23 protein-coding genes are annotated in these 22,242 nt (G+C 64.4%); 18 read left to right on the top strand and 5 right to left on the bottom strand.

From position 1 onward, the window contains the following. The first annotated feature begins 835 nt into the window (after window positions 1-835). On the top strand, window positions 836-2,389 hold the full coding sequence (gene norR, locus BO74_RS13395; protein WP_496442875.1) for a nitric oxide reductase transcriptional regulator NorR: 1,554 nt from the start codon (window positions 836-838) through the stop codon (window positions 2,387-2,389). A gap of 30 nt (window positions 2,390-2,419) precedes the next feature. Here the strand turns inward: norR and BO74_RS13390 are convergent, their stop codons facing one another. Together BO74_RS13390 and encB are read right to left on the bottom strand one after the other, a co-directional pair. After that, complete coding sequence (locus BO74_RS13390) at window positions 2,420-2,854, bottom strand: surface-adhesin E family protein (RefSeq protein ID WP_496442874.1); 435 nt, start codon at window positions 2,852-2,854, stop codon at window positions 2,420-2,422. Window positions 2,855-2,939: 85 nt separating this feature from the next. After that, window positions 2,940-3,245 (bottom strand): encapsulin nanocompartment ferritin-likeEncB family encapsulin nanocompartment ferritin-like cargo protein cargo protein, encoded by a 306-nt coding sequence (gene encB / locus BO74_RS13385; RefSeq protein ID WP_496442873.1) that lies wholly within the window; start codon window positions 3,243-3,245, stop codon window positions 2,940-2,942. A 311-nt stretch (window positions 3,246-3,556) separates the two neighbouring features. Here encB and BO74_RS13380 point away from each other — a divergent pair, with 311 nt between their 5' ends. The 6 genes from BO74_RS13380 to BO74_RS13355 all read left to right on the top strand — a co-directional run bounded on the left by BO74_RS13380 (window position 3,557) and on the right by BO74_RS13355 (window position 10,579). Further along, window positions 3,557-4,381 carry a transporter substrate-binding domain-containing protein gene (locus tag BO74_RS13380; RefSeq protein WP_496442872.1) on the top strand — a complete coding sequence of 275 codons (825 nt, stop codon included), beginning with the start codon at window positions 3,557-3,559 and terminating at the stop codon, window positions 4,379-4,381. A 16-nt stretch (window positions 4,382-4,397) separates the two neighbouring features. Further along, on the top strand, window positions 4,398-5,177 hold the full coding sequence (locus BO74_RS13375; protein ID WP_496442871.1) for an amino acid ABC transporter permease: 780 nt from the start codon (window positions 4,398-4,400) through the stop codon (window positions 5,175-5,177). Next, on the top strand, window positions 5,167-5,898 hold the full coding sequence (locus tag BO74_RS13370) for an amino acid ABC transporter ATP-binding protein (protein WP_496442870.1): 732 nt from the start codon (window positions 5,167-5,169) through the stop codon (window positions 5,896-5,898). The genes BO74_RS13375 and BO74_RS13370 overlap by 11 nt, the downstream gene beginning before the upstream one ends. 176 nt (window positions 5,899-6,074) lie before the next feature. After that, entirely contained in the window at window positions 6,075-7,739 is a 1,665-nt protein-coding gene (gene hcp / locus BO74_RS13365) for a hydroxylamine reductase (protein WP_496442869.1), read from the top strand. Between the two features lie 75 nt (window positions 7,740-7,814). Further along, complete coding sequence (locus tag BO74_RS13360) at window positions 7,815-8,855, top strand: FAD-binding oxidoreductase (protein WP_496442868.1); 1,041 nt, start codon at window positions 7,815-7,817, stop codon at window positions 8,853-8,855. 95 nt (window positions 8,856-8,950) lie between these two features. Continuing rightward, entirely contained in the window at window positions 8,951-10,579 is a 1,629-nt protein-coding gene (locus tag BO74_RS13355; RefSeq protein ID WP_496442867.1) for a methyl-accepting chemotaxis protein, read from the top strand. A 148-nt stretch (window positions 10,580-10,727) separates the two neighbouring features. Here the strand turns inward: BO74_RS13355 and BO74_RS13350 are convergent, their stop codons facing one another. The 3 genes from BO74_RS13350 to polA are packed head-to-tail and all read right to left on the bottom strand — an operon-like array spanning window position 10,728 to window position 14,022. Continuing rightward, window positions 10,728-10,985, bottom strand: coding sequence for a HepT-like ribonuclease domain-containing protein (locus BO74_RS13350; RefSeq protein ID WP_496442866.1), 258 nt, complete (start codon window positions 10,983-10,985; stop codon window positions 10,728-10,730). Then, a complete protein-coding gene (locus BO74_RS13345; RefSeq protein WP_496442865.1) occupies window positions 10,978-11,223 on the bottom strand; it encodes a nucleotidyltransferase family protein in 246 nt (81 codons plus the stop codon). The genes BO74_RS13350 and BO74_RS13345 overlap by 8 nt, the downstream gene beginning before the upstream one ends. 57 nt (window positions 11,224-11,280) lie before the next feature. Then, on the bottom strand, window positions 11,281-14,022 hold the full coding sequence (gene polA, locus BO74_RS13340) for a DNA polymerase I (protein WP_496442876.1): 2,742 nt from the start codon (window positions 14,020-14,022) through the stop codon (window positions 11,281-11,283). 20 nt (window positions 14,023-14,042) lie between these two features. Between polA and BO74_RS13335 the strand changes: the two genes are divergently transcribed. The 11 genes from BO74_RS13335 (at window position 14,043) to BO74_RS13285 (ending at window position 22,227) form a co-directional block, all read left to right on the top strand. After that, window positions 14,043-14,768, top strand: a complete 726-nt coding sequence (locus BO74_RS13335; protein ID WP_496442864.1) for an LOG family protein — start codon at window positions 14,043-14,045, stop codon at window positions 14,766-14,768. Between the two features lie 34 nt (window positions 14,769-14,802). After that, complete coding sequence (locus BO74_RS13330; RefSeq protein WP_496442863.1) at window positions 14,803-15,141, top strand: DUF2782 domain-containing protein; 339 nt, start codon at window positions 14,803-14,805, stop codon at window positions 15,139-15,141. A 30-nt stretch (window positions 15,142-15,171) separates the two neighbouring features. Beyond that, window positions 15,172-15,909, top strand: a complete 738-nt coding sequence (locus BO74_RS13325; protein ID WP_496442862.1) for a BPSS1780 family membrane protein — start codon at window positions 15,172-15,174, stop codon at window positions 15,907-15,909. Window positions 15,910-15,923: 14 nt separating this feature from the next. Then, window positions 15,924-16,682 carry a BPSS1780 family membrane protein gene (locus tag BO74_RS13320; RefSeq protein ID WP_496442861.1) on the top strand — a complete coding sequence of 253 codons (759 nt, stop codon included), beginning with the start codon at window positions 15,924-15,926 and terminating at the stop codon, window positions 16,680-16,682. Next, window positions 16,672-17,337 (top strand): nicotinate-nucleotide adenylyltransferase, encoded by a 666-nt coding sequence (nadD, locus tag BO74_RS13315; protein WP_496442860.1) that lies wholly within the window; start codon window positions 16,672-16,674, stop codon window positions 17,335-17,337. Before BO74_RS13320 ends, nadD begins: the two co-directional genes overlap by 11 nt. Window positions 17,338-17,344: 7 nt before the next feature. After that, a complete protein-coding gene (gene rsfS / locus BO74_RS13310) occupies window positions 17,345-17,707 on the top strand; it encodes a ribosome silencing factor (RefSeq protein ID WP_496442859.1) in 363 nt (120 codons plus the stop codon). Window positions 17,708-17,711: 4 nt separating this feature from the next. After that, window positions 17,712-18,182: a 23S rRNA (pseudouridine(1915)-N(3))-methyltransferase RlmH gene (gene rlmH, locus BO74_RS13305; RefSeq protein ID WP_496442858.1), complete on the top strand. Its 471-nt coding sequence runs from the start codon at window positions 17,712-17,714 to the stop codon at window positions 18,180-18,182. Between the two features lie 5 nt (window positions 18,183-18,187). Further along, window positions 18,188-18,811 carry a Maf family protein gene (locus BO74_RS13300; RefSeq protein ID WP_496442857.1) on the top strand — a complete coding sequence of 208 codons (624 nt, stop codon included), beginning with the start codon at window positions 18,188-18,190 and terminating at the stop codon, window positions 18,809-18,811. A gap of 92 nt (window positions 18,812-18,903) precedes the next feature. Further along, a complete protein-coding gene (locus tag BO74_RS13295) occupies window positions 18,904-20,169 on the top strand; it encodes a signal protein (RefSeq protein WP_496442856.1) in 1,266 nt (421 codons plus the stop codon). Then, window positions 20,169-20,612, top strand: coding sequence for a type 2 periplasmic-binding domain-containing protein (locus BO74_RS13290; RefSeq protein ID WP_496442855.1), 444 nt, complete (start codon window positions 20,169-20,171; stop codon window positions 20,610-20,612). Before BO74_RS13295 ends, BO74_RS13290 begins: the two co-directional genes overlap by 1 nt. After that, the gene (locus BO74_RS13285) at window positions 20,602-22,227 is read left to right on the top strand and encodes a diguanylate cyclase domain-containing protein (protein WP_496442854.1); all 1,626 of its coding nucleotides are present in this window, start codon (window positions 20,602-20,604) and stop codon (window positions 22,225-22,227) included. Before BO74_RS13290 ends, BO74_RS13285 begins: the two co-directional genes overlap by 11 nt. Window positions 22,228-22,242: the final 15 nt, after the last annotated feature.

The raw sequence follows: 22,242 nt of genomic DNA, 5'->3' as shown, positions 1-22,242 counted from the left end.
GCAACTACTATGGCCTTTGCTGACTTCTCGCTCCGTGGTCCCACGTCGCCCTTTCAGGCACAAGGCGAGATCTCCCCGGGTAAGAACGCACTCCTTCTCTGCACAACCGCCAGATCTACGCCGCTTCGTCTTGATCACGAGAGCTTCGCGGTCCTTTGCCCGCTCGCCCTGCTCGGCAGCGCCTTCTATCCGGTTCTTGTCCATCGGCTCGCAGATTACGATCCACGCTTCCTTCCCACGCTCGGTCACCCTCACGCAGTTGCGCTTCACTTCGTTCGCTGTGATCAACTTACGGCGGGACTTGCACCCGCAGGAGTGCGCCCGTGCCGGGCGCACAAAAAGAGAGCCGCGCCGGCAACCGCCGCCGCGGCTTTTTTTACATCAGTGGATCAACCGGGAAGCGGTTTTCCGTTGTGACCTCCGAAGGCCGTGCGGCTGCGCTCAAAGCCGGCGGGTATAGCGGCCGGCCGCAGCCGAGGCAACAGCCACTGTCTTCATCGGCCTGGCAGTAGCCGACGCATTGATAGAGTTCGTCCTGTACTTCGTACGTTCCGTCCATCGCTTCCTCTTCGTTGATGACCCGTCCTGCCGGGTCTGACCGGCCCGCGGAGCACGGGTTCAGTTTTCGCCGTATCTCGTCCTATACTCTGCCTCCTTCGCTACTTTTGGCCCTTTGGGAACGTGCTGGTTCATTGAAGATTCGTCATTCCGGCGAAGGCCGGAATCCATGAACTTCAACGAACTGGACCCCGGCCTTCGCCGGGGTGACGGGTAGTTCAGCGTTTCCTTTGCGATCTTTGCGCCTTTGCGACTTTGCGGTGAGGTTTTTAAGTTCATGCGTTTCCAGAAAGCCATCGATCGCGCCCTGTGGCAGATCGCCGTCGATCTCTCCAACACCATGCCGGGTGAGGTGCAGTTCCAGCGGCTGGTGTCGGCCATCGGCTCGGTGCTGCCGTGCGATGCGGTGTCGCTGCTGCATCTGCGGGACGGCCAGCTGATCCCGATGGCCAGCGTCGGCCTGGCACCCGATCTGATGGGGCGGCGCTTCGATCCGGCGGCACACCCGCGACTGGCGACAATCCTGAATGCCGGCAATCCGGTCCGTTTCCCGGCGAACAGCGACCTGCCCGACCCGTTCGACGGCCTGATGGCCATTGATACCCACGGCGACGGGCGCGTGCATGCCTGCCTCGGCTGCAGCCTCCACGTCGACCGCGAACTGGTCGGCGTGCTTACCCTCGACGCGCTCGACGAACACGCCTTCGACGAGGTGCAGGACGCGACGATCGGCGCCTTCGCCGCGCTGGCCGCCGCCACCCTGCGCAACGTCGCGTTGATCCGCGCGCTCGAGCAGGCCAGCGAGCGGCAGCGGGCGATCGCCCGCGACCTGATGCAGGAGGCCTTCCGCCGCGAGGGCAACCTGATCGGAAACGGTCGGGCGATGCGCCAGTTGCGCCAGGAGATCGCCACCGTCGCGGCGACCGACCTGGCCGTGCTGATCACCGGCGAAACCGGCACCGGCAAGGAACTCGTTGCGCGCACGGTGCATGCCCAGTCGGCGCGCAACGAGCAGGCGCTGGTGCAGATCAACTGTGCCGCGCTGCCGGAATCGGTCGCCGAAAGCGAACTGTTCGGGCATCGCAAGGGCGCGTTCACCGGCGCCATTTCCGATCGCGCCGGGAAATTTGAACTGGCGCACGGCGGCTCGCTGTTCCTCGACGAGATCGGCGAACTGCCGCTCAGCCTGCAGGCCAAGCTGCTGCGCGCGCTGCAGCAGGGAGAGATCCAGCGCGTCGGCGCCGACGAGGTGATCCGCGTCGACGTGCGCATCATTGCCGCGACCAACCGCGACCTGTACCACGAGGTCGAAGCCGGGCGCTTCCGCAGCGATCTTTACCACCGCCTGCATGTCTATCCGATCGCTGTCCCGCCGCTGCGCGAGCACCGCGAGGACCTCGCCGTGCTGGCCGGCTACTTCCTCGACATGGCGCGGCACAAGCTCGGCATCGAGCGCATCGACCTGCACCCGCAGACCTTCCCCGTGCTGGCTGCCTACGACTGGCCGGGCAACGTGCGCGAGCTGGAACACCTGCTGCTACGCGCCAGCCTGAAAGCCGCGCAACGCGACCCGGTCCGTGTGGTCGTGCAGCCGGACGACCTGGGTTTGCCGGCCGTTACCGGAACGTTCGACACCGTTGCCGCCAAGACGCCGGCAGTGCCGGTGGCCATGCCAGCCGGCTTGCGCGAGGCTGTGGATGCCTACCAGCGCCAGTTGATTGTCGGTGCGCTTTCCACATGTTCAGGCAACTGGACGCAGGCGGCGAAGCAACTCGGAGTCGACCGGGCCAACCTGCAGCGGCTTGCACGGCGACTCGGAATAAAGGGTTGAGCGGGCGATAGTTCGTTCGCGCGGCGACCGTCACTTCCTGCAAACCAGCTTGCGCGTATTCTCGCCGATGCCGCTCGGCGCGATACCCTCCCAGGGAGCATCGGGCTTCTGCTCGCTGGCCACCAGCCGCCCTTCTCCCATCTGCTCGGAATACGCTTCGAGGGCGAGCGTCCGCGCGTGCGGTTGGCTGCAGTCGTACTCGACCAGCGAGCGGATCGAGCCGACGACGGTGCGCTCGTCGACCCATTGCGCCGTTGCGAAATCGGTCAACTGATAGACGCGCACGAGGTCGCCGTTGCGTTGCACCGAACTCTGGTCGAGATAGGCGCGGAAGTTCTCGGTTCGGCCAAGTCCGATCCACTCGCCGTTGACTCCGGCCGCAACACCTGGACGGATAACGGCGACGAAGGCGAGCAGCGCGAGGGAAAAATGCAGGCCCGGGCGAGAGAGGAAGGATCGGTCCATCGAATTTCTGTGCTTCTTGCGGGCAACCACCGCGTGTTGAACGGAATTCCGCTGCAACGACATGGCGACTGCCTTCAATGGAGGGCTATTTCTTCAGCTTCTCGATCATTTCTTCGACTTCTTCGCCGCCTTCTTCGTAGAATTTTTCCTCGTCCGGATCCAGTTCCTTCAGCAGACGCAGGAATTCCCCGGCGTGTTCCTTCTCCTCATCGGCCACATCCAGAAGAACGCGTTTCGCCAATTCGTTGTCCGTGCTCTCGGCGGTTTGCTGGTATAACTGGATCGCTTCATATTCCGCGGCGATCATGAATCGGATGGCGCGAACCAGTTCCTTGTTCGTCAGTGTGCGGTCATTTTTCAACACGGAGAATGGGTTACAAAATTCGGGCATGTGACGGATCCTTTCATTGGAGATGGTTATGAATTACGAGGACTCCCCACAGGAAGTACTGCCGCGACGAGGGGGGCGGAAGTGCTTTTCCCCGCGACATCCTGGATGTGCCTCCTCGCTACATCGCTATCTTACTTGCTTGACCCCTATCCCGTCTTGCCGAGGTGCATTGATGTAACCTGGCCGAGCCGTGGTTCATCTCGACGAGCTTTCGGGCGATGGAATATTCGGGGAGAATCCTGTTCTGGATGTGCGTCCCGGCGGCTATGCTGGAATGGCAACCAATCGAGTCATCTCCAAGGAGCGTTCCGATGAAACTGCAAATCCGTGCCCCTTTCCGAGTCTTTTTCGCCACCGCGGCGGCACTGTTGATTCTCGTTGCGCCGGCCGGAGCGGCGGACAAGGTAAATTCGGCCAAGCCGCTGGTCGTCGGCATGGAGCTGGCCTACCCGCCGTTCGAGATGACCGATCCGCAGGGCAAGCCGAGCGGCATCAGCGTCGACCTGGCCAATGATCTGGCGCAGGCACTGGGGCGGCCGGCGGTGATCGAGAACATCGCCTGGGACGGGCTGATTCCCGCACTGAAGACCGGCAAGGTCGATCTGGTCATTTCCTCGATGACCGCTACCGCCGAGCGCGCGAAGTCGATCGATTTCTCCGATCCGTACATCGCCACCGGGCTGTGCCTGTTGCTGAAGAAGGACTCGACCGCGCAGGGAATTAAAGGTATTGCCGACCTGAACCAGCCGGGCGTCAAGGTCGCGGTGAAGAAGGGAACGACCGGCCACCTCTACGCGACGGCCAACCTGAAGAACGCAGAGCTCCTCGTGCTCGACAAGGAATCGGCCGCGGTGCTCGAAGTCTCGCAGGGCAAGGCCGACGCCTTCATCTATGACCAGATGTCGACCTACCAGAACTGGCAGCGCCACAAGGAAACCACGCGGGCGATCCTCGATCCGTTCCAGAAGGAGTCGTGGGCCGTCGGCCTGCGCAAGGGCAACGACGAGTTGCGCGGCAAGGTCAACGCCTTCCTCAAGGACTATCGCGCGAAGGGCGGTTTCGAGCGCCTCGGCGATCGTTACCTGAAGGAAATGAAGGACGAGTTCAAGCGCCTGGGTTCGGCATTCTTCATGTGACTCGGCGCCACGTCCCTTGAGCCTGTTGTTCGCTCCGCCGCCGGGGAAACCGCTTGCCCGAACGGCGCAAGTGGTTTCCTGGTGCCTGGTCGCCATCCTGACCGCCGGGTTGTTCAGCTTTGCCTTCGCCCAGCTGCATTACGGCTGGAACTGGGAGGCGATCTGGGGGTACCGGCAGAAGTTCCTGCAAGGCTGGCTGATGACCGTGGTGATTTCCGCCGTGTCGCTCGGGGCCAGCCTGCTGATCGGGCTGGTTGCCGCGCTGGCCCGGCGGTCGCTCTTCCTGCCGCTGCGTTACAGCGCCGTGCTCTACGTCGAGGCGATTCGCGGTACGCCGCTGCTGGTGCAGATCCTGATCCTGTTCTACGTCGTGGCCAACGCCTTCGGACTGGAGAACCGCTATCTCGTCGGTGTCCTCGCGCTGTCGCTGTTCGCCGGCGCCTACCTGGCCGAGATGATCCGCGCCGGCATCGAGAGCATCCGCGACTCGCAGCTCGAGTCGGCGCGCGCCATCGGCCTGACGCCGGCGCAGACCTACCGCTACGTGGTCTTCCCGCAGGTGGTGCGCCAACTCGTGCCGCCGCTGGCCGGGCAGTTCGCCTCGATCATCAAGGACTCGTCGCTGCTGTCGATCATCGCCGTCAGCGAATTCACGCTGAACGCGCAGGAGGTGAACGCCTTCACCTACAGCACGCTGGAGAGCTACCTGCCGCTGGCCGTCGGCTACCTGCTGCTGACCCTGCCGATCTCGCTGCTCGGCCGCATCCTCGAACGGAGGTTCCGCTTTGCGGCTTGAGTTGAGCCAGGTCAGCAAGCGCTTCGGCGAAAGCCAGGCGCTGCGCGAGGTCACGCTGTCCCTTGCGGACTTTCACTCGCTGGCGATCATCGGCCCGTCGGGCGGCGGCAAGACGACGCTGCTGCGCATCCTCGCCGGGTTGACTGCGCCGGACGGCGGCAGCGTGCGCATCGACGGGCAGACGCTGGATTTCTCCGAACCAGCCTTGCTTGCGCACCGGCGCGGTATCGGCACGGTGTTTCAGGCCTACAACCTGTTTCCGCACCTGACTGCCCGCGAAAACGTCCTGCTGCCGCTGGTTCGGGTGCACGGCGTTCCTGCCGAGGAAGCGGAGGCGATCGTCGCGGCACTGTTCGAACGCTTCCAGCTCTCGCGTCACGCACATCAGAAACCGGCAGAGCTTTCGGGCGGGCAGCAGCAGCGGGTGGCGATCGTCCGCGCCATCGCGATCAAGCCGCGCTTCCTTGTCTTCGACGAGCCGACCTCGGCGCTCGACCCGGAAATGACCGCCGAGGTGCTCGATTTCATCGCCGAGCTGCGCGACGAAGGCCGCGACCTGATCATCGTCACCCACAACATGGGTTTCGCCCGGCACGTCTCCGACCGTTGCGTGTTCATCGCCGACGGGCAGGCGCTCGAAGAAGGGCCGTCGGATACCCTGTTCGACCGGCCGCAACACCCGCTGCTGGCCGCCTTTCTCGCTCGCGTGTTGCGTTACTGAAGGCTGAGTCTATTTGACACGTTGGGGTCATATGGACTCGGTCATGTTGCGGGTCAATCAGACTCCCTGGCCTGCTTCGGGTCGGGCAATAGCGTTGAAAATCAACTGCCTGCAATTCTGGCACGCTCCTCGCAATAGACGATCCCGTCATTCATCCCAACCAACGAGGATCTCTCATGTTTTGCGTGCAATGTGAACACACCATCCGTACCCCCCAAGGCGACGCCGGCTGCAGCTTTGCGCGCGGCATGTGCGGCAAGACCAGCGAGGTCTCCGATCTGCAGGACATGCTGGTGCACCTGCTGCAGGCCGTGTCGACCTACGCCGTCGCCGCGCGCAAGGTCGGCGTCGTCGATGCCGAGATCGACGCCTATGTGCCGCAGGCTTTCTTCTCGACCCTGACCAACGTCAACTTCGACGCCGAGCGCATCATCGATTTTTCCCGCCGCGCCGAAGCCTGCCGCAACGATCTGCGTGTCCGCTACGAAGCCGCCTGCGCCGCTCAGGGCGTCACCCCGGAAAAACTGCCTGCATCCGCCCACTACCGCCTGCCCGATGCCAAGACGGTGATGCTCAGCGATGCGCTGTCCTTCGCCCTGAACCGCGGCAAGAAGGAAGTCGGCGAGGACGTGATCGGCCTGCGCCTGCTCTGCCTGTACGGCCTGAAAGGCGCCGCCGCCTACATGGAACACGCCCGCGTGCTCGGCCAGACCGACGCCCAGGTCGCCGGCCGCTTTCATGAAATCATGGCCTACCTCGGCACCCAGCCGGGCGACGCCGGCGCCTTGTTCCAGTGCGCGATGGACATCGGCACGCTCAACTACCGCGTCATGGAAATGCTCGATACGGGCGAGACCGAAACCTTCGGTCACCCCGAGCCGACGCGCGTCAACACGCAGCCGATCACGGGCAAGGCGATTCTTGTCTCCGGCCATGATTACCACGACCTGAAACTGATCCTCGAGCAAACGGAAGGCAAGGGCATCAACGTGTTTACGCACGGCGAGATGCTGCCGGCGCACGGCTATCCGGCGTTCAAGAAGTACGCGCATCTCGTCGGCAACTACGGCACGGCCTGGCAGAACCAGCAGAAGGAATTCGCTGCCTTCCCGGGCAGCATCGTGATGACCTCCAACTGCATCATCGACCCGAACGTCGGCCAGTACGGCGCGCGCATCTTTACCCGCAGCATCGTCGGCTGGCCGGGCGTGACGCACATCGACGGCGACGATTTCTCCGCCGCGATCGACGCCGCGCTGGCGCAGCCGGGCTTCGCCAGCGATGCCGAGCCGGTCTACACCACCACCGGTTTTGCCCGCAACGCGCTGATGGGCGCCGCGCCGGCGGTCATCGAGCAGGTCAAGGCCGGCAACATCAAGCATTTCTTCCTGGTCGGCGGCTGCGACGGCGACAAGAAGGAGCGCAGCTACTACGCCGATTTCGTCAAGGCCGCGCCGAAGGACACCGTGATCCTGACGCTGGCCTGCGGCAAGTTCCGCTTCAACACCATGGAACTCGGCGAGATCAACGGCATCCCGCGCTTCCTCGACGTCGGCCAATGCAACGACGCCTACTCGGCGATCCAGCTGGCGCTGGCGCTGGCCGACGCCTTCGGCTGCGGGGTCAATGACCTGCCGCTGTCGCTGGTCCTGTCGTGGTTCGAGCAGAAAGCCATCGTCATCCTGCTGACGCTGCTTTCGCTCGGCATCAAGGACATCCGCGTCGGTCCGACCGCGCCCGGCTTCCTCACCCCGAACCTGATCGCCACGCTGAACCAGCAGTTCGGCCTGCGCCTGATCTCGAACGTCGAGGACGACCTCAAGGAAATGCTCGCGGCCTGAGCCTGACGTCGCAACGCCGCCCGTCACCCCGGTGCAATCCGGGGTGACGGATTTGTCTCCCTCTGGTTACACGCCATGAACACCATCACAGAACACCACCTTTTCTGGCAGGGCGATTCGCCGCTCACCTGCATCGAGCGCCTCGAGGAAACGCCCGATGCCGCGACCTTTGTCCTGTATTCGACCACCGGGGCCTTCTTTCATTTCCTGCCCGGCCAGTTCATCTCCGTCGGTGCGACGATCGACGGCAAAACCCACTGGCGCGCCTATTCCATCTCGTCGAGTCCGACGCGGCCGGAAACGTTGTCGATCACCGTCCGGCGGGTGAGCGGCGGGCTGGTTTCCAACTGGCTGCTCGACCATGTCCGCCCCGGGCACGAACTGCCGGCGCTGGCGCCGGCAGGCGACTTCTCCCTGCAGGCGGCCGACGTGCCGGCCAATGTTGCCCTGTTTTCCGCCGGCTGCGGTATCACGCCGATGATGTCGATGACACGCTGGCTGCTCGAAACGCGCGCAGCGACCGATATCTATTTCTTCCACAGCGCGCGCAGCGAGGACGAGTTCATCTTCCGCGACGAGTTGCTGGCGCTGGCCGCCCAGCACGTCAACCTGAAGTTGCACCTCTTCCTGACCCGGCCGCAGGGGCGCACCCCCTGCCATCACGGCCGTCTCGACGCCGCCCGCCTGCAGATCTTGTTGCCCGATCGGCTGGGCACGCGCGCCTATCTCTGCGGCCAGGAGAGCTACATGGACGACGTCAGCGCCTGGCTGCGCGACGCCGGCCTGGATGACGAGGCGATTCGCCGGGAGAACTTCCAGACCGCGTGCGTGGCGGTTACCGAAGACGCCGAGCGCTTCAGCCTCCACGTGCCGGACTTCGGCAGGACGGCGGAAATCGCCGTCGGCGAACTGCTGCTCGACGTGCTCGAGCGCGAAGGGCTGCCGATCATCGGCGCCTGCCGCACCGGCGTCTGCGGCTCGTGCAAGTGCAAGGTCATCGATGGTGAGGTGGAAAGCACGAGCACGGTGCCGCTGACGCCGGAGGAGATCGCCGCCGGCTACGTACTGGCCTGCAGTGGCACGGTGAAGGGAAACGTCGCTCTGGCCATCGGCTAAATCGCACCAGCCGCACCTCAGCATTTTAAGGGATTGCTTATCCTCCCCATCCCGCGTTAAATGGAACTGGTAGTTCTAACATCACGGGGGAGACCATGAGCGGATTCAATTCCTGGCGTGTTTCGACGCGCATGCAGTTACTGATCGGGCTGACGCTGGTCGGCCTGCTCATCCTGTGCATCATCGCCTTGCTGCAACTCAAGGGCGGCATGCTCGAAGACCGCAAGGAAAAGACGAAAAACCTCATCGAAGTCAGCCTCGGCGTCCTTGAGTACCACCAGAAGCTGGCCCAGAGTGGCAAGCTGTCCGATGAAGAGGCGAAGCAGGCCGCCAAGGAGAGTTTGCGTAACGTACGCTTCGGTGCCAACGACTACTACTTCATCCTCGACACCAATCACGTTTACGTCCTGCTGCCGCCGCGCACCGAGTTCGAAGGGCAGAACAAGGGCGACATGAAGGACGCCAACGGCAAGCTGCTGATCCAGGAACTGGTCAAGGTGGCCAATCAGGGCGGCGGTTTCGTCGACTACTGGTTCCCGCGTGCCGGACAACAGAAGGCCGAGCCCAAGCTCGGCTATGCCGCGTTGTTCAAACCCTGGGGCTGGGTCGTCGGAACCGGCATCTACATCGACGACGTCGACACCCAGTTCCGCCGTACAGCGATGGTGCTCGGCGGCATTTCAGCGGTTCTCGTCATCCTGCTCATGCTTCTTGGCTGGCGCATCGTGTCCAGCGTGCTGAAACAACTGGGCGGTGAACCCGCTGCTGCCGTCGCAGTCATGCAGCGCGTCGCCGACGGCGACCTGACCGCCTCGGTCGATTCGCCGCCGCCTGGCAGCCTGCTGCATGCGCTGGCGGCGATGGTCGTCTCGCTGCGCACACTGGTCCAGCAGATCAACAACAATGCCACGCTCCTGGTGGAACACGCCGAACAGATCAACCGCGCGTCGAGCGAAGTGTCGGTCGCGGCCAATCAGCAGGCCGACGCGACCTCGGCGATGGCCGCGGCGATCGAGGAACTGACGGTCAGCTCGACACACATCGCCGACAGCGCGCGCGACACCGAGAACGACTCGCGCGAATCGATGAGTCAGGCCAGCGAAGGTAGCGGGCGGGTGATCCAGGCGACCGAGGCGATCCAGAAGATCGCCAGCACGGTGGTGGATGCTTCGGAGCGCATCCGTGCGCTGGAAGGCCGGGCAGTGCAGATTTCCTCGATTGCGAACGTGATCAAGGACATTGCCGGGCAGACCAATCTGCTGGCGCTGAACGCCGCCATCGAGGCCGCCCGCGCCGGCGAGCAGGGCCGCGGCTTCGCGGTCGTCGCCGACGAGGTGCGCAAGCTGGCCGAACGGACGTCGAACGCGACCACCGAAATCGAGCAGATGATCGCCGGCATCCAGAACGACACCGTCGGTGCTGTCGGCGCGATGAACGAGGCGCTGCCGGAAGTCGAGCAAGGCGTTCAGCTGGCCCGTTCGGCGAGCGATTCGCTGCAGGCCATCGAAGGCGGCGCCGGGCGTACTCTCGAACGCGTGCGCGAAGTCGCCGCGGCGACGCAGGAGCAGGGCGCCGCCAGCACCTCGATCGCCCAGCGCGTCGAGCAGATCGCCCAGATGGTCGAGGAAACCACGGCAACCATCCGCAGCACCGCCGATACGGCCATTGAGCTGGAGCACATTGCGCAAGACCTGCGGACGCAGATGGGGCGGTTCCGGGTATAGCAGAATGGCGCGACTCGACACAATTGTCGGGTCGCGCCTTGAGAACCGCGCTCGCCTAAACGGACTGCTTGAGCCGCTGTAGCTGCGCCAAAAGTGTGGGAACGTCGTCGTGGATGATGCTCCACAACGTATCGTTGTCGATACCGAGCTAGCCGTGAATCAGGCGGTTCCGGGTCGCGATGATCATGCGCCAGGGGATTTGCGGGTGGGAGGAGCGCACCGAATCCGGCAGATGCGTTGCTGCTTCGCCGATCAGTTCGAGATTGCGCACGGTTGCGTCGTAGTTCAGGCCGCTGGCGACGAGCCCCGGTTGATCCAGACCGTCGGTGTAGGCAAGAACTTTTTCTGCAAAGCCGATCATGTCGTCAAGATAGAAACGCCATTCGCGCGTGCTGCCATCAGACATGCACCGCCTCCCGTTCGATGAATGGCCGCAGCTCGGCGCGCAAGGCTTTTTCCGTCACCAGATCGACCGGATTGCCGAATACGTCTTCCAGATAGAACTGGACGCCGAAGTAACGCTCGGACGTCGCAGGCCCATCGAAAGCGACCAGTACGTCGATATCGCTCTCCGCAGTTGCCGTATCTCGTGCTGTCGACCCGAACAGTGCCAGCTGCGTCACGCCGAAGCGCGCCGACAGCACGGTTTGCTCTCTTGCAACAGCTTGATTGCCCGTGATCTATTCATTCCGGCCTCACTCTTAATGCGCTTCGTCCCAGTTGGCGCCGACACCGACTTCGACTGCCAGCGGCACCCGTAGTTTAGCCACCTGCGTCATCAGCGGGGGCAGTTCGACGCGTACGCGCACGAGTTCGTCGTCGGGCACTTCGAGCACCAGTTCGTCGTGCACCTGCATGACCAGCTTGGTCCGCAGTTTTTCCCGATCGATCCATCCCTGCACGGCGATCATCGCCAGCTTGATGAGGTCGGCGGCGGTGCCCTGCATCGGCGCGTTGATCGCCGCGCGTTCGGCGCCCTGACGGCGGCCGACCTGCGCGGCGGTGATGTCCGGCAGCCACAGGCGGCGACCGAAGACGGTCTCGACGTAGCCGTTCATCTTCGCCGTGTTGCGCGTGCTCTCCATGTACTTCGCCACACCTGGATAGCGGGCGAAATAGCGCTCGATGTAGCTCTGCGCGGCGGAGCGTTCGAGGTCGAGCTGGCGGGCGAGACCGAAGGCGCTCATGCCGTAGATCAGGCCGAAGTTGATCACCTTGGCGACGCGCCGCTGGTCGGGGCCGACTTCGAGCGGCGTGACGCCGAAGATTTCCGCCGCCGTGGCGCGGTGCACGTCCTCGCCGTGGGCGAAGGCTTCCGTCAGGCGGGCGTCCTCCGAAAGATGCGCCATGATGCGCAGTTCGATCTGCGAGTAGTCGGCTGAGACGATGCTGGCGCCGGGCGGCGCGATGAACGCCGAGCGGATGCGCCGTCCTTCTGCGGTGCGCACCGGGATGTTCTGCAGGTTGGGGTCGCTGGAGGCCAGCCGGCCGGTGACGGCCACCGCCTGCGCGTAGCTGGTGTGTACGCGCCCGGTCTGCGCGTTGACCATCTTCGGCAGCTTGTCGGTGTAGGTGCCCTTCAGCTTGGCGAGCTGGCGCGATTCGAGCAGCACCTTCGGCAACGGGTAGTCGAGCGCCAGTTCAGAGAGCACTTCCTCGTCGGTGGATGGCGTGCCGGAAGGCGTCTTTTTCTTCACCGGCAGACCCAGTTTGGCGAACAGGATCTCGGCGAGTTGCTTCGGCGACGCGATGTTGAACGGCTGTCCGGCCAGTTCGTGCGCCTGCTGTTCAAGCTCGACGAGGCGTTTGCCGAGTTCGTGGCTCTGCTGCGTGAGCAGGTCGGTGTCGATCAGCACGCCGCAGCGCTCCATGCGGAAGAGGATCTCGCGCACTGGAATTTCTATTTCGCCGTAGACGCGCGAAAGCCCTTCGCTGGCGGCGATCTGCGGAAAGAGCCGGTCATTCAGTTGCAGGCACAGGTCGGAATCCTCGGCGCCGTATTCGGCCGCCTTGGCAACGTCCACCTGGTTGAAACCGATCTGGCTGGCGCCCTTGCCGCACAGGTCTTCGTAGGCGATCGTTTCCAGTCCGAGATGGCGTTGCGCGAGTTGGCCGAGGTCGTGTCCGCGGACGCCGGACTTGCCTGCTTCGAGCACGTAGGACTGCAGCAGGGTGTCGTGCGCGACGCCGGCCAGCGCGATGCCGTGGTTGGCGAAGACGTGCTCGTCGTACTTGAGGTGCTGGCCGATCTTGGCGTGCTTCGCTGATTCGAGCCAGGGTTTTAGCCGTGCCAACACCTCTTCGCGCGGCAACTGTTCCGGCGCGCCGGCATAGTCGTGTGCCAGCGGGATGTAGGCGGCCTTGCCCGGAGCGACGGCGAAGGAAATGCCGACGATGCGCGCCGCGAACGAATCGAGGCTGGTCGTTTCGGTGTCGACGGCGACGAGCGGCGCGGATTCGATCTTCGCCAACCAGGCGTCGAAGGCCGGCCAGTCGACGATCGTCGCGTAGTGCCGCTCGGGTGTCGGCAGCAGCGATGCCGGGGCGGTGTCGGCCGCCTTTGCCGGTGTGGCCTGCTGCGTTTCTCCACCCGCACTGACCTCCTTCAGCCACGACTTCATCTCGTAGCGGCTGAACAGCTCGACCAACTTCTCCCGCTCCAGCGGGCGCGGCGCGAGGTCGGTTGGTTGTACCGGCAATTCCAGGTCGCAGCGGACGGTTACGAGCTTTCTGCCGAGCGGCAGGAAATCGAGCGCCTGACGCAGGTTGTCGCCGACCACGCCGCCGATGTCGCCGGCCGCGGCCATCACGCCGTCGAGCGAGCCGTATTGCGCCAGCCACTTGACCGCCGTCTTCGGGCCGACCTTGGCGACGCCCGGCACGTTGTCGACGGTGTCGCCGATCAGCGCCAGGTAGTCGACGATGTGCGTCGGCGGCACGCCGAACTTGGCCAGCACGCCGGCCTCGTCAAGCGTTTCGTTGCTCATCGTGTTGACCAGCGTGACGTGCGCATCAACGAGCTGCGCCAGATCCTTGTCGCCGGTCGACACCACGACGTGAATGCCCTGTGCCGCAGCCTGCCGGGCCAGCGTGCCGATCACGTCGTCGGCCTCGACGCCGTCGACCATCAGGATCGGCCAGCCGGAGGCCTCGATGCAGGCGTGGATCGGCGCGATCTGCGCCGCGAGATCCTCCGGCATCGGCGGCCGGTGTGCCTTGTACTCCGGGTACCAGTCGTCACGGAAGGTCTTGCCCTTGGCATCGAAGACGCAGGCCTTGTAAGCTACGTCCTGCCCCTTGGTGTCACTGTCCAGGCGGCGCAGCATGTTCAGAACACCGTAGATGGCGCCGGTCGGCTCCCCCTGCGAATTGCGCAGGTCGGGCATGGCGTGAAAGGCGCGATAGAGATAGGACGATCCGTCGACCAGCAGCAGGGTTGGCATATTCAAGAAAGAAGAAAACGATGACCGAAAAAGGAAAGATTCCGCACCTGGCAGACCCGGCTGCCGCGAAATTCGCGGCCTCGCATGAGGCGTGGCGGGTGTTCGGCATTATGTCAGAGTTCGTCGAGGCGGCGCAGCGGCTGGCCGAAATCCGCCCGGCGGTGTCGATCTTCGGCAGCGCGCGCACGGCGCCCGATTCGCCTTACTATCAGCTCACCGAAAAGATCGCCCGGCAGCTCTCCGATGCCGGTTTCTCGGTGATTTCCGGCGGCGGCCCGGGCATCATGGAAGCGGCCAACAAGGGCGCCTTCCACGGCAAGTCGCCCAGCGTCGGCCTGAACATCCAGCTGCCGCACGAGCAGAGTTCGAACGGCTTCCAGGACATCTCGCAGAGCTTCCGCCACTTTTTTGCGCGCAAGTACATGTTCGTGCGCTTCGCCGACGCCTACGTGGTCATGCCCGGCGGCTTCGGCACGCTCGACGAATTGCTCGAAGCCCTGACGCTGATCCAGACCGGCAAGGCGCGGAAGATTCCGATCATTCTGGTGCACAAGCCGTTCTGGAACGGCATGGTCGACTGGTTCCGCGCGACGCTGGTCAGCGAGGGGATGATCGATCCCGAGGATCTCGGTCTGATCCAGGTCATCGACACGCCGGAAGAGATCGTCGAGGCCATCTTCAAACACTACGAAACACGCGGCTTCGCCCCGCTGCCCAGCGAGCGGGAGATGCTGCTCAATCTGTAATACAATCGCGACTCTCTGCCCCCGGATTTTCCCCATGCGCCGCCCCTATTTCCTCCTTTTCGCCCTGGCCGTCACGGCCGGCGCGGCATCGGCCCAGGCTCCCGCTGACAAGCCGGCCGCCGCTGACCACAAGCCGCCTGTCGTCGAACCGCTCGACAACGACATCGAGCCGCAGGTCACCATCCGCCAGCGCGAAGGCGCCACGGTCGAGGAATACCGGGTCAACGGCCGCCTGTACAAGATCCGGGTGACGCCAACACGGGGCGAGCCGTACATCCTGATCGACCCGACTGGCGAGGGCTCCTTCGTGCGCCAGGAAGGCCCGGGAAACCCCGGCCTGAGCGTGCCGCAATGGGTGATCGGCACCTTCTGATCCCCGTGTCGCTGCCATAACGCTTTCGGCATGGAGCCGTTTCCCATTTCCGCACCGGCTTTCGACGGGCGCAGCCGCGATGTCGGCGCCGGCGCGGCGTTCGAATGGCTGCGACTCGGTTGGGGAATCTTCCTGGCCAATCCCGGCGTCTGGATCGCCGCGACGGTCATCCTGATCGTCGGTTTTTTTGCGCTGTCCATCGTCTGGTTCGCCGGGCCGCTGCTGGCCTGCCTGCTCACCCCGGTCGTCGTCGCCGGCCTGCTGGCAATGTGCCGCAATGCCAGCGTTTCCGGCACGATCGAATTGCAACACCTTGCCGCCGGCTTCCGCGCCGGCACTACGCCGCTGATCTTCCTCGGCCTGATCTTCATGGTCGCGATGCTGGCGATCAACCTGGTGGTGTTCGTCCTGTTCAGCGGTTCGCTGGCCGGCGGCATGATGATGGCCGGGCCCTCCGGCCTCGGCGTGCTGCTCGGCGGTTCGTTGCTGGCCATGCTGCTTTCGTCGCTGCTGCTCGTGCCGCTGGCGATGGCCATGTGGTTCGCTCCGGCGCTGGTGTTCTTCAACAACATGCCGCCGGTCGACGCCTGCAAGGCCAGCCTCAATGCCTGCCTGAAGAACATCCTGCCGTTCCTGATTCTCGGCCTGGTCATCTTCGTCCTGACCTTCTTTGCCGCGTTGCCGGTCGGCCTGGGTTTCCTGGTCCTCGTGCCGGTGCTCTCCGGCACGCTCTACGCGTCCTATCAGGACGTTTTCCTTGCTCACTGACACGTTGTAACCCCATGCAAGCATCAACGCTTCCGGCCAGCCGCGGCCTGCGCTGGCTCATCGAAGGTTTCGCGATTTTCCGGCGCAAGCCGGTGCTGCTTACCTTCCTCGTCTTCGGCTACTGGCTGTCGATGGCTGTCATCTCGGCTGTCCCGTATCTTGGCCAGATTATCAGTTTCGTGCTGATTCCGGCCTTTTCCGTCAGCCTGATGAACGCCTGCCGGATCATCGACGACGACGACGCCATGCCGCCGCAGGTGCTTTTCTCCGGCTTCCATCGCAACCTGCAGGCATTGCTCGCGCTCGGCGCGACCTATGTCGTGGCCAGCATGGGCATTCTCGGGCTGTCCGCGCTGTTCGATGGCGGCATCCTGTTCCGCATGCTGGTGATCGGTGAAATGCCCGACCCGGAAGCGCTGGCCGGGACGTCTGTGTTCATCGCCGCCCAACTGGCGATCGTGCTGCTCGTCCCGGTGATGATGGCGTTCTGGTTCGCCCCGGTGCTGGCCGCCTGGCACGACATGTCGGCGGGCAAGTCGCTGTTCTTCAGCCTGGTCGCCTCGGCACGCAACTGGCGCGCCTTTCTCACCTATTCGCTGGCCGTGGGCACTCTCGGCGTATTCGTGCCGCGTCTGCTCGGCGCTCTGGGGGGCGGCGGCCCGCTGGCCGCCATGTTTACCGTGGCGCTCAGCATGGTGCTGCTGCCGACGGTCTATGCCAGCTTCTACGTCAGCTACCGCGACGTTTTCGGCAACCTGGGCGATGCCGACTGAGGTGGTGGTCGGCGTCTTCGGCGGCACCTTCGACCCGGTGCATTTCGGCCATCTGCGCCTCGCCGAGGAGGCGGCGGATACGCTGGGACTGGCGAAGGTGCGCTGGATTCCCGCCGGTCAGCCGGCCTTGCGCGATACGCCCCGCGTCGGCCCCCGGCAGCGCCTCGACATGGTGCGCCTGGCTATTGCCGGCAATCCCCGCTTTGAACTCGATGCCGCGGAAGTCGATGCGGAACAGACCAGCTATACGGTCCCGACCCTCGAGCGCCTCCGTTGCCCCGACGTTTATGGTCCGCAACAACCGCTGGTCTTGCTGGTCGGCGCAGATGCTTTTGCCAACATGGCCGGCTGGCACCGCTGGGAACGACTGTTCGAACTGGCCCATGTCGCGGTGGCCCACCGTCCGGGCTACGCCGTCGAGGCGGAGCAGCTGCCGACGGCGCTCGCGGAAGTCTTCCGGCAACGCGCCTGCACCGACCCGCAACGGCTGACGACAAGCCCGGCGGGGAGCATCGTCAGCTTCGCGATGACCCCGCTCGACATTTCGGCAACCCGGATCCGTACCCTGCTGTCCAATCGTGCGAGCGCCCGCTATCTGGCGCCGGACTGCGTGCTTGAGCACATCCGCACTCATCATTTCTACACGGAGAACTGAATCGCCAATGAAAGCTGCCCAACTCGAAAAAATCGTCGTGGCTGCCCTTGAAGACATCAAGGGCAAGGACATCGAAGTCATCAACACAGCCAAGCTCACGCCGCTGTTCGAACGCCTGGTCATCGCCAGCGGCGACTCCAACCGGCAGGTCCGTTCGCTAGCGCGCAACGTCGAGGACAAGGTGCGCGAAGCGGGCGGTGAAATTCTCTCGACCGAAGGCGAGGACGGCGGCGAATGGGTGCTGGTCGACCTCGGCGACATCGTGGTGCACGTCATGCAGCCGGCGATCCGCAGTTACTACAACCTCGAAGAGCTGTGGGGCGGCAAGGGCCCCGAGCGCGTGCGTCGGGCGGCCACGGCCGGCGCGTAAAACAATGAAACTGGGCATCCTCGCGGTAGGCCACAAGCTGCCTGACTGGGTCGCCGCCGGCTGTGCCGAGTACATCAAGCGCATGCCCCGCGAACTGCCCGTGGCGATGGTCGAGATCAAGCCGGAACCGCGCGGTGGCAAGACGCGCGAACAACTCCTCGCCGCCGAAAAGGTCCGCTTGCGTGGCGCGCTGCAGGGCTACGCCCGCACCGTCGTGCTCGACGAGCGAGGCGCCGACCTGACCACCCTGAAGCTGGCCCAGCGGCTTGAAGACTGGATGCGCGAAGGCGGCGACACTGCCTTCGTCATCGGTGGCGCCGACGGCATCGACGAGGAAGTGAAGGCGGGTGCAGACACGATGATCCGCCTCTCCAGTCTGACCCTGCCGCACGCCATGGCCCGCCTGGTGCTGTGCGAACAGCTCTATCGTGCGCTGAGCGTGGTCAGGAACCACCCGTATCACCGCGAAGGCTGACCCTCATGGCAATCGACACTCGCAACCCCCGCATCTATCTCGCCTCGCGCAGCCCGCGCCGGCGCGAGTTGCTGACACAGATCGGCGTCCAGTTCGACACCCTGTTTTTCCGCGAACCGCCGCGCCAGGACGACGACGTCGACGAATCGACACACGAGGGCGAAACTCCGGAGGTTTATGTCGAACGGGTGGCGCGCGCCAAGGCGGAACACGGCTGGCGCACGGTGCTGCTGCGGCGGCTGATGCCGCAACCGGTACTGGCTGCCGACACCACGCTCGAAGTCGACGGTGAAATCGTTGGCAAACCGCTCGACGCCGCCGACGCGCAGCGTATCCTGCGCCGCCTTGCCGGGCGCAGCCACCGGGTGCTGACCGCGGTGTCCATCGCCTTCGAAGGCCGGGTCGAGACCGTCACGTCGATCAGCGAAGTGACTTTCGGCGTCCTCGACGAGGCCGACATCCGGCGCTATGTCGCCAGTGGCGAACCCATGGACAAGGCCGGCGCCTACGGCATCCAGGGCCGCGCCGGGATGTTCGTCGAACACCTCTCCGGCAGCTACAGCGGCGTGATGGGGTTGCCGCTGCACGAGACCGCCAACCTGCTCCGCTCTTTCGGCTTTACTGTCTGATCAAAGCGATTCCGCTTGGCAGCACCCGGCCGTCATTGATCAAGGCGCCGTTTGGTGCTACTTGTTGAACGTTGTTTTTCCACCGTAAGCGTATGGATCACCCCAAAGAGACCATGCCGATGCGTTTGCTTCTTGCCTGCTGTGCGTTGTTCGCTCTGGCCCCCGCCGCGGCTGCCGAGACTCCCGGTGAACCGATGGAAGGCGTGGGGCATTGGCGCGTCAGCGGTTTCGGCACCCTCGGGCTCACCTATCACGACGAGGACAACTTCCGCTTCCGGCGCAGCATCGAGCAGCCCGATGGCGTACGCAACGGCACGCTGGGCACCGGCGTCGACTCGTCGGCCGGCCTGCAGATCGACGGCCAGCTGAACCGGGACTGGTCGGTCATGGCGCAGGGCGTCAGCCGGCAGCGTGCAGATGGCGACTGGGATCCCTCGCTGACCTGGGGATTTGCCAAGTACGCGCCGAACGACGATTTCGTCCTGCGTCTGGGCCGACTCGGCATGGATCTCTACCTCGACGGCGATTCGCGCCATGTTGGCTACACGTTCACCACGGTCCGGCCGGCGCCGCTGATCTACGGGCTGATTGCCTTCGATACCTACGACGGGGCGGAATTCAGCGTTCGCCATGACCTCGGCCCTGGCCAGAGCTGGCTCAAGGTTTATGGCGGCCGCAGCCGCGGCGATTCAGCCTTGCTCAGCTATTACAAACTGCCCAGGGCTACGACGCTCGGGGCGACCTACGAGTGGAGCACGCACGAACTGATGCTCTCCGCGACGTTGGCGCAGATCCATGCCCGTGACGACGACGCGTTCTCGTCGTTGGCCAGCACTCTGCGCAGCGTTGGCAGCACCTACGGCATTGCGCAGGCTAGTGAGCGCGCCGATGATATTCGCGGCTCGTCGAAAATCCGCTTCGGCGGCATTGCGGCCAGCTGGGAACGCGGGCCGTATTCGCTGAAAGGCGTCGTCGCCTGGCTCGACTATCAGGCATTTCCCAACTACCACGGCTGGATGAGCGACTACACGGCGGCGTACCGCATCGGCAAGTGGAAGCCTTTCGTCTCCTATTCGCGGAGCATCATCAAGGCCGTCGACCGGCCGCTGACGTTGCCGCCCGTCGCGGCACTGGCGCCTCTGTCTACACGCTATCAGCAGGTCGTCGGGCGGTTGCGCGACGACGAATATTCATTCGGCCTGGGCGTTCGCTACGAACTCGCCCGCAATACCGCACTGAAGTTCCAGTTTGATCACATCAAGGCCAAACGGTCGCTGATGCAGCTCGATGACGACGGCCAGTCGTTGCGCAATCGCCATGTCAACGTGTTCACCCTCACGCTGGACTACGTCTTCTGATGGCGCAGCGATCCGGCCCCCCCATCCACGCAGCGGCGTGTGCAATTGCCGGTGCGTGTCTATTCGTTGCGTTTGCGGCCTCGGCTGCGGGGCTGGTGGTCATCGCCCATCCGGAAAGCGGTCTGGACAGCCTGTCCCGCTCGCAGGTCATCCAGTACTACACCGGGCGTTCGAAGAGCACGCCAGGCGGCGAGCCGCTGGCGATGATCGACGTCGAGCCGGCGCGCGCGCGTTTCTACCAGGCGCTGCTTGGCCGGGATGTGGCGGAGATCGACGCCTACTGGGCCCGCCTGAAATTTTCCGGACAAACCCTGCCGCCGATGCTGGTGCTCAGCGACCAGGCCGCGCTCGACCGCGTGGCCCGTCAGCGCAACGCCATCGCCTACATCAACGAAGACAAGGTGGACAAGCGCGTCCGGGTGGTACTCAGACTTGACCAATAAACTCCTGCCTTCCCTCCGGGAACGCTTCAACCGCAGCCTCGTGCTGCGAACCACGCTGATGATCGTCGCCACCGGCGTAACGGTCGGGTTCCTTGCCGTCTGGGCCGTCCTGACGATCACCGGGCAGCGGGAAACGGAGCGTCTTTATCTGCGCCTGGACGCCCTGGTCCGGATCGTCGAACACACGGCGAGCATCGCCGCCTACACCCACGACGCCCGCCTTGCCGCGGAAGTCGCCTCCGGCCTGCTGGCCAACCGAACGATCGCGCACATCACCATCCGTGACGATCAGCGTGAACTGGTGCGGCTGGCGCAGCCGGGCATTCGCGAACAGCTTCCGGCCGAGCCCTTGCGCCACCCCCTCTACTCGCCGTTCGGCGACGGCGAAGTCATCGGGCAGCTCGAACTCGTCCCGGCGGCGGAAATCATTGCGGCCAGCGTTCGCGAATCCTCCTGGTTCGTCGCGCTGGTGCTGGTCGTCGTCATCACGGCCGTCACCCTGACGCTCATCTGGGCGATCACCCGGCTGGTCACGCAACCGATCACGGCACTGTCGGACGAGTTGCAGGTGATCGATGTGGAATTCGGCGACTCGTTGCTTTTCATTGACGAGCGGCGGGGCGACGAAGTATCGCGGCTGGCGTGGAACGTTAACAACCTGATCGCGCGCATGCGCGGGACGCTCCGGGCGGAGCGCGACATTCGCGCGCAACACCAGGCCGCCGGGCAGAAATGGCGGTTGATCTTCGAGAATGCGGAGACCGGAATCTTTACCCTGGATCGCGCGGGCGTGCTGCGTGACTGGAATCCGTGGCTGGCGCTGACGCTCGGCCTGCCGACCGGCGAGGCGCTGGCGATCGGCAAGCCGCCGGCCAACCTGGCGGCATTGCTCGGCGATGATCGCTTGCCCGCACTGGTGGAACGCGTCATCGCCGAGTTCCAGCCGGCCACGGCCGAGATTGCGATCCCGGGCAAGCGAAATCGCTGGCTGCAGATCGTGCTCACGCCGCTGGACGGTGACACTTCCCTGGTCCAGGGCATCGCCAACGATATCTCCGAGAGCAAGCATGCACTGGCTCTGGCGCACCAGATTGCCGAACAGGATGCCTTGACCGGCCTGCTCAATCGGCGCGCCTTCGAGCGCGTCGCTGACGATTACCTGCGGAATTGTCGGCCGCGCCAGGCGATCGCCGTGATGCTGATCGACCTCGACGGCTTCAAGCAGGTCAACGATCGCCTTGGGCACGATGCCGGTGACCAGTTGCTGATCGCTGTCGCCCGCCTTCTCGAAAATCACGTGCGGCAGAGCGACGTCGTCGTTCGCCTGGGCGGCGACGAGTTCCTCGTCCTGTTGCATGATCTGGGGTCGCCCGACGCCGCGGCGAAGGTCGCCGGCAAGATCGTCGACGCCATCGCCCGGCCGTTCGATCTGACCGGCGAGGCGGCTCGGGCCCGGATCGGCGCCAGCATCGGTGTTGCCTACTGCGACGACGCGTCGCTGGTGATGGACGATCTGCTTCGGCGGGCCGACGAGGCGATGTATGAGGCCAAGAGCGCCGGCAAATCGTGTTTCCGTTTCGCCGCCGAGAATGCACCCGGGAGCGCTCCCGGCTAGGCGAGCGCGTCGCTT

The organism is Propionivibrio pelophilus DSM 12018, from assembly GCF_059569095.1.
The sequence above is the reverse complement of the archived record's forward strand: the minus strand, read 5'-3'. Positions and strand labels throughout refer to the sequence as shown.